The organism is Kineococcus anabasis, from assembly GCF_054590795.1.
On sequence record NZ_BAAIHU010000009.1, the window covers coordinates 509782 to 523515 of the forward strand.

Genomic DNA, 13734 nt, shown 5'->3' on the forward strand with positions numbered 1-13734 from the left:
GAGGGCGCCACCGGCTCCCAGGTCCGCACGGAGGAGTGCCCATGAGCGACGCGCCCACCCCGCACCGCCGGACCCGCTACGCGATCGTGGGGCTCGGCGGCCGGGCGCAGATGTACGTGCGCGCCCTCGCCTCGACCCACGCCGACCGCAACGAGCTGGTGGCCTTCTGCGACGTCAACCAGACGCGGATGGACGTCCACAACAAGGCACTGCTCGACGAGCACGCCCACGACCCCGTCCCCACCTACCTCGCGGACGACTTCGCGACCATGCTCGCCGAGCGGCGGGTGGACGCCGTGGTGGTCTGCACGGTGGACCGCACCCACGACGAGTACATCGTCGCGGCGCTGCACGCCGGCTGCGACGTGGTCACCGAGAAGCCCATGACCGTGGACGCGGAGCGCTGCCGGCGCATCCTGGACGCGCAGGCCGCCACCGGCCGGAAGGTCACCGTCACCTTCAACTACCGCTACAACCCCGCCCACGCGCGGGTGCGGGAGGTCCTCGCCTCCGGGGCGATCGGCGAGGTCGGCTCCGTGCACTTCGAGTGGCTGCTGGACACCCGCCACGGCGCGGACTACTTCCGCCGCTGGCACCGGGACAAGGCCAGCTCCGGCGGCCTCATGGTCCACAAGGCCACCCACCACTTCGACCTCGTCAACTGGTGGGTGGACTCCTCCCCCGAGCTCGTCTTCGGCCTCGGCCGGCTCTTCTTCTACGGGGAGGAGAACGGGCGGCGCCGCGGCCTGGCCCGCGGCTACGAGCGCGCGCACGGCTCGCCCGAGGCGGCCGGGGACCCCTTCGCGGTGCACCTGGCCGACTCCCCCTCCCTGCGCGCGCTGTACCTGGACGCCGAGCACGAGGACGGCTACCACCGCGACCAGAACGTCTTCGCCCCCGGCGTCACCATCGAGGACGACATGACCGTGGCGGTCCGCTACCGCAGCGGGGCGACGATGAGCTACCACCTCACCGCGTACTCCCCCTGGGAGGGCTACCGCGTCGCCTTCAACGGCAGCGCCGGCCGCCTGGAGCTGGACGTGGTGGAGAACTCCTTCGTGGACGCCGGGACGGCGGGCCGCGTCAAGGGCGAGGCCCTGCACGGGGCCGAGGCCGGGGACGCCGAGGTCGGCCCGCGGCTGGTCCTGCGCCGGCACTGGGAGCGCCCGCAGGAGCTGGAGCTGCCGGACACGACGGGCGCGGGGCACGGCGGCGGCGACGAGCGCATGCTCGCCGACATCTTCGGCCCGCCCGCCGGCCCGGACCCGCTGGGGCGCGCCTCCACCCACCTCGACGGGGCGCGCTCGCTCCTGACGGGCCTGGCCGCCAACCGCTCGTTCGAGACGGGGCTGCCCGTCCTCGCGGACGACGTCCTGCCGCTCTGAGCACCTCCCGCGCCCCGAGCGCCCCGCCGCCGCGCCCTGCGACCCCTGGAGCCCCCGTGCGACCCCTCGAGCTCGACGACGACCGCATCCTCCCCGCCGATCCCGCCGTGCGCGCCGTCGCCCGCGAGATCTACGGGCAGGTCCGCGCCCTGCCCCTGATCAGCATGCACGGGCACGTGGAGGCCTCGGTCCTGGCGCGGGACGAGCCGTTCGGCGACCCGGCCCGCCTCCTCGTGGTCCCCGACCACTACGTGACGCGGATGCTCGTCTCGCAGGGCGTGCGGCCGGAGGAGCTCGGCGTGCCGCGCCGCGACGGCGGACCGGTGGAGCAGGACGGCCGCGCGATCTGGCGGCGCTTCTGCGCCGGGTGGCGGCTGTTCCGCGGCACCCCGAGCCGCTTCTGGCTGGAGCAGGAGCTGCACGACGTGTTCGGCGTGCGGGTGCACCCCTCGGAGGAGACCGCCGACGAGATCTACGACCACCTCGCCGAGCGCATCGCGCGGCCGGAGTTCCGCCCGCGCGCGCTGTACGAGCGCTTCGGGCTGGAGATCCTGGCCACGACCGACGGCGCGGCGGACCCGCTGGACGACCACGCGGCCCTGGCCGCCTCCGGCTGGGGCGGTGAGGTGGTGCCGACGTTCCGCCCCGACGCGGTCGTGCACCTGGACCGCGCGACCTGGAAGCGCGACGTGGAGGAGCTGGGCGCGGCGGCGGACACCGAGGTGGACAGCTACGCCGGCTTCCTGGAGGCGCTGCGCCTGCGCCGGCAGCACTTCATCGCCCGCGGCGCGCGGGCCACCGACCACGGTCACCTGACGGCCGACACCACGCCGCTGGAGCGCACGGACGCCGAGCGCATCTACGCCGCCGCCCGCTCCGGCGCGGTGGGAGCGGCCGAGGGGCGGGCGTTCGCCGCCCACATGCTCTTCGAGATGGCGCGGATGAGCAGCGAGGACGGCCTCGTCATGCAGATCCACCCCGGGGTGCTGCGCAACCACGACCCGGGGGTGTCCGACCGCTTCGGCGCGGACAAGGGCTTCGACATCCCGCAGCCGGTCGACTTCGTGCGGGGCCTGCGCCCGCTGCTCAACGCGTTCGGCTTCTCCCCCGGCTTCCGCTGCGTCGTCTTCACGATCGACGAGACGACGTACTCCCGGGAGCTGGCACCGCTGGCCGGCGCCTACCCGGCGATGTTCCTGGGCGCGCCGTGGTGGTTCCTCGACTCGCCGCTGGCGATGCGGCGCTTCCGCGAGGCGGTCACGGAGACGGCCGGTTTCTACAACACCGCCGGTTTCGTCGACGACACCCGCGCGTTCGCCTCCATCCCGGCGCGGCACGACGTCGCGCGCCGGGTCGACTCCGGCTTCCTGGCGGAGCTGGTGGTGGCGCGGCAGCTCTGCCTGGAGGAGGCCGTGGAGACCGCGGTCGACCTGACCGTGACCCTGCCCCGCCAGGTGTACCCCGCCCTGCGGGGCTGACAGGCCCCGGTGGCCCCGGCTTCACCCGGCGGTGCCGGGGCCACCGGTTCGTCCCTCCTCCGCGGAGGGCCCCTAGGCTGCCCGGCGTGACGGCTCCCGGCGTGCGGACCCCCCGGGTGCGGCGGCTGGCGTGGGTGAGCGCCCGGGCGGCCTGCGGCCTCGACCCCGACGAGCCGGCCGCGCTGGCCGCCCTGGCCGCGGCCGGGGTCGCGGTGGACGTGGTGGCCTGGGACGACCCGGCGGTCGACTGGGCCTCCTACGACCGCGCCGTGCTGCGCTCGACGTGGGACTACACCGACCACCTGCCCGCGTTCCTGGCGTGGCTGGAGGTGGTGGACGGCCGCACGGACCTGCGCAACCCGCTTCCGGTCGTGCGCTGGAGCCTGGACAAGCACTACCTCGCCGACCTCGCCGCCGCGGGCGTGCCCGTCGTGCCGACGGAGTTCGCCGAGCCGGGCACGGCGCCGCTGTTCCCGGCCGGCGGGTTCGTGGTGAAGCCCGCCGTCGGTGCGGGCAGCCGGGACGCCGCCTCCTACGGGCCCGCCCAGCACGACGCGGCGCGTGCGCACGTGCAGCGCCTGCACGACCGCGGGCTCGGCGCGCTGGTGCAGCCGCTGCTGGCGTCCGTGGCGGCGGACGGGGAGTGGCCGCTGGTCTTCCTCGCCGGGCGCTACAGCCACGCGGCGCACAAGCGGGTCGACCTGCCCCGCGCCGGGGAGGAGACCGGGCTGTTCGTCCCCGAGGTCACCGGCGGCCACGTCGCCACCCCGGAGCAGGTCGCGGTCGCCCGGGCGGCCCTGGACGTGGTGACCGCCCGTTTCGGCACCCCGCTGTACGCGCGGGTGGACCTGGTGCGCGGCGACGACGGCACCCCCGTGGTGCTGGAGCTGGAGCTGGCCGAGCCGTCGCTGTTCCTGGCCGAGGGCGGGCCCGGCACGGCGCAGCGGCTGGCCGCGGCGCTCACGGCCCCCTGATCCCGTCCCCTCCCCCGCGCTCCCGCCACCGCGTCCCGCTCCCACCCGTTCGTCGGGAACGCCGCGCCGCAGGTCGGACCCGCCGGTGCCGGGCGGCGGGCGCGCCACGACCATCGGCGCCCCGCACGGCCCCCGCGGGGGATGCCGCCGGCCCGGCCGCTGGGAGAGCGTTCCTCCAGCACACCAGCCCGCCCGCGACATCCCTGCGAGGAACCATGAGCTACACCCTGCAGCTGAGCCAGCGCCTCACCGTGGTGCAGAACCGCTACGAGGTCGTCCGCACCGACGGCGGCACCGAGACGCTCCTCGCCCACGCCGAGCAGAAACGCTTCTCGCTGCGCGAGCACGTCACCTTCTACGGCGACGAGCAGGACCGCCGGGTCGCGTTCACGCTCGCGGCCCGCAACGTCGTCGACCTCGCCGGCTCCTACGACATCTGCGGTCCCACCGGGGAACGGCTCGGCACGCTGCGCAAGGACGCGGTGGCCTCCTTCGCCCGCTCGACCTACCGCCTCGGCACGCCGCGGGGGGAGCTGACCGCCCGGGAGCGCGGCTCGGTCCTCCCGCTCGTGCGGCGCCTGGTCGACGTGGTCGGCAACCTGCCGTGGGTGCTGCCGATCCACTTCGACGTGACCGACGCGCAGGGCTCGGTGGTGATGTCCGTCGAGCGCCTGGTGCGCGTGCGGGACGTCTACCGGGTCACCGTGCACGACGACGCGCTCGACTGGCGGCTGGCCGCCGCGGCCGGTGTCGCCTTCGACGCCTTCATGGACCGCTGAGCCGGGCCGTCTCCGCTCACCAGTCGTGCAGGGTGCCGTCCGCCAGCCGGTTCACGGGCAGGTGCGCCGGGACGTACCCGAAGCGGGCGGCGGCCTCCTCGTCCAGCTCCACGCCGAGGCCCGGCTCGTCGCCGGGGTGCAGCAGGCCGTCGGTGAAGGTGTAGCTCGTGCGGAACACCTCCAGGGTCGTGGGGGAGTGCTCCATGAACTCCTGGATGCCGAAGTTGTGGATCGCCAGGTCCAGGTGCAGGGCCGCGGCCATGCCCACCGGGGAGATGTCGGTGGGCCCGTGCATCCCGGACTTGACCTGGTAGAGGGCCGCGAGGTCCAGCAGGCGCCGCATGCCGGTGATGCCCCCGGTGTGGGTGACGGAGGAGCGGACGTAGTCGACGAGCTGCTCGGTGATCAGCACCCGGTAGTCCTGGACGCCGGTGAGGACCTCGCCGATCGCCAGCGGCGTGGTGGTCTGCTGCCGCACCCGGCGCAGGGACTCCGGGTTCTCCGCCGGGGTGCAGTCCTCCAGCCAGAACAGGTCGCAGGGCTCCAGCGCCCGGCCGAGCTGCGCGGCCTGGTTGGGCGTGAGCCGGTGGTGGGCGTCGTGCAGCAGGTGCAGCGCGGGCCCGAACTCCTCGCGGACGGCCTCCAGCACGCGCGGGACGTGCCGCAGGTAGGCGGAGGTGTCCCACGACTCCTCCACGGGTGCGGCGGCCCGGCCCGCGGGCTCGTAGTCGTAGCGCTGCCCGGGCCGCTGGTCGCGCCCGACGCCGTAGACCTTGCCCAGCCCGGGGACGCCCGACTGGACGCGCACGGCGCGGAAGCCGAGGTCGAGGTGGTTGCGGATGGAGTCGAACAGCGCGGGCAGGTCGGAGCCGGAGGCGTGGCAGTACGCCAGGGCGCCGGTGCGGCTGGCGCCGCCGAGCAGCTGGTACAGGGGCATGCCGGCGGCCTTGGCCTTGAGGTCCCACAGCGCCACGTCGACGGCCGCGATCGCCGACATCGTCACGGGGCCGCCGCGCCAGTACGCGCCGCGGTGCAGGAACTGCCAGGTGTCCTCGATCCGGTGCGCGTCGCGCCCGGGCAGGAGCGGGGCGACGTGGTCGCGCAGGTAGGAGGCGACGGCGAGCTCGCGGCCGTTGAGGGTGCCGTCGCCCCAGCCGACCAGCCCGTCCTCGGTGGTGAGCTTGAGGGTGACGAAGTTCCGCCCGGGGCTCGTCACGACGACGTCGGCACTGGTGATCTTCATGGCTCTCCTGTCGGGTGCCGCCGGGGCGGTGCGCGGGCCGGCCGGCGGGCGGCGCCGCCCCGGCGGGTACCGGCCTCTTCCGGAACGTTCCACGGTGTTTCAGGCCGTCGTGGCGGCGCCATCATGGCCCGGCTGCCGCAGGGCCGCAAGGAGCCGCAGCGCGGCAGGCGAAGACGCTTCCCGCGTCCTGGGCACCGCCGCCGGAACCTTCCGGAATGAAACCCTTGACACGCGGCTACAACCGTTTGCAGGATGGCGCGCCAGGTGACGGAGCCGGCACGCGAAGGAGGTGGGCCCGTGGGCGTGACCGTTCGCGACGTGGCCCGCGCCGCCGGGGTCTCCGCCTCCACGGTGTCGAGGTCCCTCTCGGCACCGGACGTCGTCTCCGACGAGACCCGCACCCGGGTGCTCGCCGTCGCCCGGGAACTCGGCTACCGCCCCAACCGCGCCGCGCGCGGGCTCATCACCGGCCGCACCGGGAACCTCGGCCTCGTGGTCCCGGACCTGGAGAACCCGTTCTTCGCCTCCGTCACCAAGGGCGTGCAGAGCAGGGCGCGGGCCACCGGCCACGCCGTCTTCGTCGCCGACAGCGACGAGGACGCGGCACAGGAGGTGGACCTGGTCCACAACCTCGCCAAGCAGGTGGACGGCATCGTGCTGTGCTCCCCGCGCGCGTCGGACGCCGAGATCGAGGACATGGCGGCCGAGTGCCCGCTGGTGCTGGTGAACCGGCGCTCCGGCGGGATCCCGTCCGTCACGGTCGACGACTCCGACGGCGTCCGCCAGACGGTGGACCACCTGCGGGCGCTGGGGCACCGCCGGATCGCCTACGTGGCCGGGCCGCGCACCTCCTGGTCCGGCCGCGAGCGCCTGGCCGCCCTGGAGGTCGCGACCGCCGTGCACCCCGACACCGAGGTCGTGCGGCTGGGGCACTTCGCCCCGAACTTCTCCGGCGGGGTGGCCGCCGCGGACCTCGCCATCGCCAGCGGGGTGACCGCCGTGCTGGCCTACAACGACCTGGTCGCCCTGGGGGTCTGCTCACGCCTCGCCAAGCGCGGCGTGGCGGTCCCCGAGCGCATGAGCGTGGTGGGTTTCGACGACATCCCGCTCGCCGAGCTCGCCCCGCCGGGGCTGACGACGGTCGCCCTGCCCCGGGTCGGCGAGGGCCGCGCCGGGGTGGAGATGCTCATCGGCCTCGTCGACGGCGGCGTCCGCGCGCCCCGCGGCGCCGGCACGTCCGTCCAGCTCCCCGTGGGGCTGGTCGTGCGCGGCACCACCGCACCACCGAGCTGATTCCCGGGCCCGGGGACGCCCGGGCCCGGACGGGACCGAAGCGAGGTCCCCCGAGACGCCCGCGGGCGGACGGCACGACGGCGACGACGCCGCGCCGGCCGCCGCGGATCCCGCCCGCTCCGCCGGAGTACCGGCCGAACCCCTGGAGGACCCCGATGTCCGTCCGTTCCCGCCTGAAGCTCGCGATGGCCGGGGTGGCCCTGACGGCGCTCGCCGCGACCGGGTGCAGCGCCCCCGAGGCACCCGGCACGGCCGCCCCGCCGGCCTCCGCGCCCGGTGACGTGCCCGAGAAGCCCTCCGCACCCGTCGAGCTGCACATCCTCGACGTGGCCGGGGCGCAGCGCATCACCAAGTCCGCGTTCGACACCTTCGCGCGGGAGAACCCCGACGTCGTCTCCGCCGTCACCTGGGAGAGCGGCGGCGCGCCCGACGTGGTGGGCACGATCAAGCCGCAGGTCGACTCCGGCCAGCACTCCATCGACCTCGTCCTCACCGGCATCGACGGTCTGTCCTCCGGGATCGGGGAGGACCTGTGGGTGGACGTCGTCGGCGACCACGGCGACCGGCTGAGCAACCGCGAGGGCTACTCCGAGGGCGCGCAGAAGGCGGCCGAGCTGGGACAGGGCAGGGGCGTCCTGCTGACCTACACCCCCGGTGGCCCGCTGCTGCAGTTCAACCCCGCCGACATCCCCGCCGACCGGGCGCCCAGCACCCCGCAGGAGGTGCTGGAGTGGGCGAAGGCCAACCCGGGCCGGTTCGGCTACGCGCGCCCGGCCAACAGCGGCCCGGGCCGCACCTGGCTGCAGGGGCTGCCGTACCTGCTCGGGGACGCCGACCCCAAGGACCCCGTGAAGGGCTGGGACAAGACCTGGGCGTACCTGGAGGAGCTCGGGCAGTACGTGGAGAACTACCCGACCGGCACCGGGCAGGTCATCACCAACATGGCCGACAACACGTGGTCGCTGACCCCCATGACCCTCGGCTGGGACATCGAGCCCCGCGCCGCGGGCCGCGCCCCGGCGACCCTGGAGGTCGCGCAGCTGGAGGGGTCCACCTGGATCGCCGACGCACACTACGCGGCCGTGCCGAAGGGGCTGTCGGCGGGCAAGGTGTCGGCCGTCCTGCTGATGCTGCAGGACGCGCTGACGCCGGAGCAGAACGCCAAGGCCTACGAGACCGGCTACCTCTACCCGGGCCCCGCGATCGAGGAGGCCACGCTGGACAAGGCGCCGCAGGCCGCCCAGGACCTCGTGGCGAAGTTCGGCCGCGACTGGTACGACGACGCCATCGCCTCCCGCCCCGTCGAGACGCAGCTGTCCCCGGAGGCGCTCGTCGCGGCCTTCGACACCTGGGACCGCCAGGTCGGCGCCGGCAAGTTCGAGAAGAAGTGACCATGGCCATCACCGCCACCCCCTTCCGGACGCTCGAGCTGCGCGGCGTCGGCCGCCGGTTCGGCGGGAACACCGCGCTGGACGGCCTGGACCTCACCATCTCCTCCGGGGAGTTCATCGCCCTGCTCGGCCCCTCCGGCTGCGGGAAGTCGACCGCGCTGAACTGCCTCGCCGGCCTGCTGCCCCTCACGGACGGGCAGATCCTCATCGACGGCGAGCGCGTGGACACCCTGCCCGCGGAGAAGCGCGGGTTCGGCATGGTGTTCCAGAACTACGCGCTCTTCCCGCACCTGTCGGTGCGCAGGAACGTGGCGTTCGGCCTGCAGATGCGCAACGTGCCCAGGGAGGAGACCGCCCGCCGCGTGGCGGAGGCCATCGCGCTGGTGAAGCTGGAGCAGCACGCGGACAAGCTGCCCGGCCAGCTCTCCGGCGGGCAGCAGCAGCGCGTGGCGATCGCCCGGGCGGTGGTGCTGCGGCCCCGGCTGGTGCTCATGGACGAGCCCCTGTCCAACCTGGACGCCAAGCTGCGCCTCGACATGCGCACCGAGATCCGCGGGCTGCACCAGTCGCTGGGGCTGACCACGGTGTACGTGACCCACGACCAGGAGGAGGCGCTGTCCCTGGCCGACCGCCTCGTCGTGCTGCGCGAGGGGCGCGTGCAGCAGGTCGGCACGCCCGCCGAGCTGCACGACTCCCCCGCCAACTGGCACGTCGCGGACTTCATGGGCTACCGCAACCTGCTGGACCTGGAGGTGACGTCGGCGGACGGCTCCTCGGTGGTGGTCGCGGGAGGGGGCCTCACGCTCACCGCGACGGCGGTGGGGCGCCTGGTCCCGGGGGACCGCGTGCGGGTGGCGACCCGCCCGGAGGACCTCGTGGTGACCTCCCCGGCCGTGGGGGTGCGCAGCGGCAACCACCTGCGCGCCTCGGTCGCGGTGGTGGAGTACCACGGCCGGGAGTTCGCGGTCACCGCGACGACCCCGGCGGGGCAGGTCCTGCACGTGCACGCCGACCACGCGCCGGCCGTCGGCAGCCCGGTCGAGCTGACGATCGACGCCTCGCGCGCCCTGGCGTACCCGCTGGACCTCGGTGCGGCCGCGGCGGCGCCGGCGGGCAGCCCCGGCATGGCCGGGGTGGCGTGATGGCCGCGCGGCGGGAGCACCCCCGCGGCACCGCCGGCCTGCAGCACCGGCTCGCCGAGCGGGGCGTGGACCGGAGCCTGCTGATGCTGGTGCCCGCCCTGGTGTTCGCCCTGGCGCTGTTCGTCTACCCGTTCTCCTACGGCATCGGCCTGACCCTCCAGCCGTCCGCCCTCACCCAGCAGCGCTGGGGCGCGGGGCTGCTGGCCAATTACGCCGCCTTCTTCTCCGACCCGTTCCTGTCGGAGTCGGTGTGGCTGACGATGCGGCTGGCGCTGCCGGTGGCGCTGTTCAACGTGCTGGTCTCGGTGCCGATCGCGTTCAAGCTGCGCCCGAGGTTCCGCGGCAAGCGGCTGCTGACGACGCTGCTGGTCCTGCCCATCACGCTGGGCACGGTGCTCACGGCGGAGGGGATGCTCATCTTCCTCGGCCGGCAGGGCTGGGTGAACCGGACGCTGCTGGCCCTGGGCGTGGTCGACCAGCCGCTGGCCCTGGTGAACAACTACTGGGGGGTGGCGCTGTCCCTGGTCATCTCGGGGTTCCCGTTCGCGTTCCTGCTGATCTCCTCGTACCTGTCGGGGATCGACCCGTCGCTGGAGGCCGCGGCGCGGACGCTGGGGGCCGACTGGAAGCAGCGCTTCCGCCGGATCACGCTGCCGCTGCTGGCGCCGGGCCTGGCGACGACGTTCATCCTCACGTTCGTGCTGGCGTTCAGCGTGTTCCCCTCCGCCCGGCTGGTCGGGGACCCGATGGGCAGCACGCGGGTGATGTCCCTGATGGCCTACCGGGCGTTCGGCGAGCAGAACGAGTACGCCCTGGCCTCGACCATCGCGGTCGTCATGGGCGCGGTGGAACTGGGGGTCGTCGCGGTCGTCCTGCTGTGGCGGTCGCTGCTCTACAAGGGCTCGACGGGGGGCAAGGGCTGATGGCCGTCACCACCGACGTCCCGGCGCGGCGCGGCGACGGCGCGGCACCGCCGCGGGGGCCGTCCCGCCCACCGGGCGGGCGCTCCCTCGCGGCCTCGCCGGGGACGTGGTTCGTGTGGGCCGGCATCGCGGCCTTCTTCGTGTTCCTGATCGGCATCATCGTCAGCGTCGTCGTGGACTCCTTCGCCCGGACGTGGTTCACGACGTGGCTGCCGGAGTCGTTCACCACCGACTGGTACACCGGCGCGTGGGAGCGGTTCGGCCTGACCCGCGTCATCGGCGTGACGCTGGCGGTGTCCCTGCTGGTGGTGGTGCTGTCGGTCCTCGTCGGGGTGCCGGCGGCCTACGTGCTGGCGCGCCGGGACTTCCCGCTCAAGCGGGTGGTGACGCTGCTGTTCCTGCTGCCGGTGCTGATGCCGCCGATCACGTTCGGCATCCCGCTGGCGACGGTGATGTACAACCTGGGGCTGGGCCGGACGCTGACGGCCGTGGTGCTGGTGAACCTCGTGCCCTCGGTGCCGTTCGTCATCATGACGATGACGCCGTTCATCGAGCAGATCAACCCCGCCGTGGAGTCGGCGGCGCGGATGTGCGGGGCGGACATGCGCCGGGTGTTCACGCGGATCCTGGCGCCGCTGCTGGTGCCGGGGATCCTGGCCGCGTCGATCCTGGTGCTGGTGCGGACGGTGGGGATGTTCGAGCTGACGTACCTGGTGTCGGGGCCGTCCTCGGACACGCTGGTGGTGGCGATCTACCGGGCGATGACGGCCTCGGGCGGCGGGGAGGCGCGCCAGCTGGTCTCGGCGATGGGCGTGGTCTACACGCTCACGATGGTGCTGATCCTCGTGGTGGCGCTGCGGTTCGTGAACCCGACGCAGCTGGTGGCCCGGGTGAAGGAGTCCCGGGAGGACTGAGGAATCCGCGGGCCGGGCCCCGGGGGCGGCTCAGCCCTCGGGGGCGACCTGGGCGCACCAGGTCTCGGTGCGCAGGATCGCGCGCTGGGTGGGCCGGGCCTGTTCGTAGCGGGCCCGGCCCTCGTCCGTGACGAGCACCCACACGGCGCGGCGGTCCTCGGCGCAGGCGTCGCGGCGCACGAGGCCGTCGCGCTCGAGCCTGCCGACGAGGCGGGAGAGGGCGCTCTGGCTGAGGTGGGCGCGCTCGCCGAGGTCGGCCATCCGCAGCTTGCCCTGCGCGGCGCAGGCGTGGAGCTGCTGGAGGACCTCGAACTCGCTGGAGGACAGGCCGTGGGCGGCCTCCAGCTCGCGGTCGAGGCGGGCGGTGAGGCGGTTGTAGCGGCCCATGAGGGCGTGCCAGGCCTCCGCGAGCGTCTCGTCCGGGACCTGGGGCACGCGGGGAGTGTACCCCCGGGAGCTGGGTCGATGCACACGAAAATAATGCTTGCGCATCAAATGCGTGTGCATAAGAGTGGGGCCATGACCTCCTCCGCCCCACCCGCTCCCGGCGGGACCCCCGCGAACCCCGTGGTCACCGACGGCACGGGCTGGTCGCGCCGCACCTGGATGCTGCTCGTCGTCCTGTGCGGCGCCCTGTTCCTCGACGGCCTCGACATCTCCATGGTGGGTGTCGCACTGCCCTCCCTCGGCGCGGACCTCGGCATGGACCCCGCCGCCCTGCAGTGGATCGTCAGCGGGTACGTCCTCGGCTACGGCGGCCTGCTGCTGCTCGGCGGGCGCGCCGCCGACCTGCTCGGCCGCCGCCCGGTCTTCCTCGTCGCCGTGACCGTCTTCGGCCTCGCCTCGGTGGCCAGCGCGTTCCTCTCCGACGAGCTCGCGCTCGTGGCGCTGCGCTTCGTCAAGGGCGTCGCCGCCGCCTTCACCGTGCCCGCCGGGCTCTCCATCATCACCACCACGTTCGCCGAGGGGCCCGCCCGCAACCGGGCCCTGAGCATCTACACCGTCTGCGGCGCGAGCGGTTTCTCCCTCGGCCTCGTCGCCGGCGGCCTGCTCACCGAGCTCGGCTGGCGGGCCACCTTCCTGGTGCCGGGCCCCATCGCCCTGGCCCTCGTCCTCGCCGGCCTGGCCGTCGTGCCCCGCGCGCCCCGGGCACCGCTGTCCTGGCGCACCCTGGACCTGACCGGTGCCGCCACCGTCACCGCCGCCCTGCTCCTGCTCGTGTACGCCCTCGTCGAGGCGCCCGAGCGCGGCTGGGCCGCCCCCGCCACCTGGGGCACCCTCGCCGCGAGCGCCGTCCTCGGCGTGCTGTTCGTCGCCGTCGAGCGCCGGCACCGCACCCCGCTCGTGCGCCTGGGCATCCTGCGCTCCGCGAGCCTCGTGCACGCCAACCTCACCGGCGCGGTCATGGCGGGCGCGTACTTCTCCTTCCAGTTCGTCGTCACCCTCTACCTGCAGAACTCCCTCGGCTGGTCCCCGCTGGCCATGGCGCTCGGCTTCCTGCCCGCCGGCCTGCTCGTCGTCCTCAGCGCCACGAAGATGGACGTCGTCCTCGCCCGGTTCGGCACCGCGCGCCTCATCGCCGTCGGCATGGCGGCCTTCACCGCCGGGTACGCGCTGTTCCTGCGGGTGCAGCCCGGCGCGCCGTACGCGGAGTTCCTGCTCCCCACGATCCTGCTCGTCGGCGTCGGGTTCGCGCTGACGTTCCCCTCGATCAACGCCCAGGCCACCGCGGGCGTCGCGGACTCCGAGCAGGGGCTGGCCTCCGGGCTCGTCAACACCAGCGTCCAGGTCGGCGGCGCGGTGACGCTCGCCGTGGTCAGCGCCGTCACCGCCACCACCGGGGCGCCCGTCCCCGGCACGCTGCCGCCCGGGATGGTGTCCGCCATCGCGGTCGTCACGGCCCTGAGCGCCCTGGGCACCCTCGTCGGCGTCGCCGCCCTCGTGCGGCGTGGCCGGACCGCCGCGACGGCTCCCGCGCAGCCCGCCCCCGCGCAGTCCGCCCCCGCGCAGTCCGCCCCCGCGCACGCCGCCCCCGCCGGGGCCGCCCTGCCGCCCGCCGTTCCCGCGCAGGCGCTCCCCCCGCTGTCGGTGCCGGCGGTCGCGGAGGTGCCCGCCACCCCGGCCTCCTGAGAACCCCGGCAACCCGGCGGCCCGGGAACCCCGGCCTCCCGGGAACCCCGGCCTCCCGGGAACCCCGGCGGCCCGGGACGCG

At 74.5% G+C, this 13734-nt stretch carries 12 protein-coding genes; 10 read left to right on the forward strand and 2 right to left on the reverse strand.

Annotation, left to right across the window (positions count from 1 at the left end):
- Positions 1-41 precede the first annotated feature (41 nt).
- The 4 genes from ACYQBY_RS16920 (at position 42) to ACYQBY_RS16935 (ending at position 4616) form a co-directional block, all read left to right on the forward strand.
- Positions 42-1385, forward strand: coding sequence for a Gfo/Idh/MocA family protein (locus ACYQBY_RS16920; protein WP_459645028.1), 1344 nt, complete (start codon positions 42-44; stop codon positions 1383-1385).
- A gap of 56 nt (positions 1386-1441) precedes the next feature.
- Entirely contained in the window at positions 1442-2863 is a 1422-nt protein-coding gene (uxaC, locus tag ACYQBY_RS16925) for a glucuronate isomerase (RefSeq protein WP_459645029.1), read from the forward strand.
- 86 nt (positions 2864-2949) lie between these two features.
- Positions 2950-3837, forward strand: a complete 888-nt coding sequence (locus ACYQBY_RS16930; RefSeq protein ID WP_459645030.1) for an ATP-grasp domain-containing protein — start codon at positions 2950-2952, stop codon at positions 3835-3837.
- A 215-nt stretch (positions 3838-4052) separates the two neighbouring features.
- Entirely contained in the window at positions 4053-4616 is a 564-nt protein-coding gene (locus ACYQBY_RS16935) for a hypothetical protein (protein ID WP_459645031.1), read from the forward strand.
- A gap of 16 nt (positions 4617-4632) precedes the next feature.
- On the opposite strand, the gene manD is transcribed toward ACYQBY_RS16935, so the two are convergent.
- Complete coding sequence (gene manD, locus ACYQBY_RS16940) at positions 4633-5859, reverse strand: D-mannonate dehydratase ManD (protein WP_459645032.1); 1227 nt, start codon at positions 5857-5859, stop codon at positions 4633-4635.
- Between the two features lie 303 nt (positions 5860-6162).
- Here manD and ACYQBY_RS16945 point away from each other — a divergent pair, with 303 nt between their 5' ends.
- From ACYQBY_RS16945 to ACYQBY_RS16965, 5 genes are all read left to right on the forward strand, one after another.
- Complete coding sequence (locus tag ACYQBY_RS16945) at positions 6163-7152, forward strand: LacI family DNA-binding transcriptional regulator (protein WP_459645033.1); 990 nt, start codon at positions 6163-6165, stop codon at positions 7150-7152.
- Between the two features lie 155 nt (positions 7153-7307).
- The gene (locus ACYQBY_RS16950) at positions 7308-8543 is read left to right on the forward strand and encodes an extracellular solute-binding protein (RefSeq protein WP_459645034.1); all 1236 of its coding nucleotides are present in this window, start codon (positions 7308-7310) and stop codon (positions 8541-8543) included.
- Between the two features lie 2 nt (positions 8544-8545).
- Complete coding sequence (locus tag ACYQBY_RS16955) at positions 8546-9685, forward strand: ABC transporter ATP-binding protein (RefSeq protein WP_459645035.1); 1140 nt, start codon at positions 8546-8548, stop codon at positions 9683-9685.
- Positions 9685-10608: an ABC transporter permease gene (locus ACYQBY_RS16960; protein WP_459645036.1), complete on the forward strand. Its 924-nt coding sequence runs from the start codon at positions 9685-9687 to the stop codon at positions 10606-10608. Before ACYQBY_RS16955 ends, ACYQBY_RS16960 begins: the two co-directional genes overlap by 1 nt.
- Positions 10608-11522 (forward strand): ABC transporter permease, encoded by a 915-nt coding sequence (locus ACYQBY_RS16965; RefSeq protein WP_459645037.1) that lies wholly within the window; start codon positions 10608-10610, stop codon positions 11520-11522. Before ACYQBY_RS16960 ends, ACYQBY_RS16965 begins: the two co-directional genes overlap by 1 nt.
- Before the next feature lie 30 nt (positions 11523-11552).
- Here ACYQBY_RS16965 and ACYQBY_RS16970 read toward each other — a convergent pair whose 3' ends face one another.
- On the reverse strand, positions 11553-11957 hold the full coding sequence (locus tag ACYQBY_RS16970) for a MarR family winged helix-turn-helix transcriptional regulator (RefSeq protein ID WP_459645038.1): 405 nt from the start codon (positions 11955-11957) through the stop codon (positions 11553-11555).
- Between the two features lie 84 nt (positions 11958-12041).
- On the opposite strand from ACYQBY_RS16970, the gene ACYQBY_RS16975 reads away from it, so the two are divergent.
- Entirely contained in the window at positions 12042-13652 is a 1611-nt protein-coding gene (locus tag ACYQBY_RS16975; protein ID WP_459645039.1) for an MFS transporter, read from the forward strand.
- Positions 13653-13734: the final 82 nt, after the last annotated feature.

Excerpts from the sequence above, each read along its gene's own strand:
- ACYQBY_RS16920 (WP_459645028.1), top strand. The coding sequence starts at position 42 with ATGAGCGACGCGCCCACCCCGCACCGCCGGACCCGCTACGCGATCGTG.
- ACYQBY_RS16935 (WP_459645031.1), top strand. The coding sequence starts at position 4,053 with ATGAGCTACACCCTGCAGCTGAGCCAGCGCCTCACCGTGGTGCAGAAC.
- manD (WP_459645032.1), bottom strand. The coding sequence starts at position 5,859 with ATGAAGATCACCAGTGCCGACGTCGTCGTGACGAGCCCCGGGCGGAAC.
- ACYQBY_RS16950 (WP_459645034.1), top strand. The coding sequence starts at position 7,308 with ATGTCCGTCCGTTCCCGCCTGAAGCTCGCGATGGCCGGGGTGGCCCTG.
- ACYQBY_RS16955 (WP_459645035.1), top strand. The coding sequence starts at position 8,546 with ATGGCCATCACCGCCACCCCCTTCCGGACGCTCGAGCTGCGCGGCGTC.
- ACYQBY_RS16960 (WP_459645036.1), top strand. The coding sequence starts at position 9,685 with ATGGCCGCGCGGCGGGAGCACCCCCGCGGCACCGCCGGCCTGCAGCAC.
- ACYQBY_RS16965 (WP_459645037.1), top strand. The coding sequence starts at position 10,608 with ATGGCCGTCACCACCGACGTCCCGGCGCGGCGCGGCGACGGCGCGGCA.
- ACYQBY_RS16975 (WP_459645039.1), top strand. The coding sequence starts at position 12,042 with ATGACCTCCTCCGCCCCACCCGCTCCCGGCGGGACCCCCGCGAACCCC.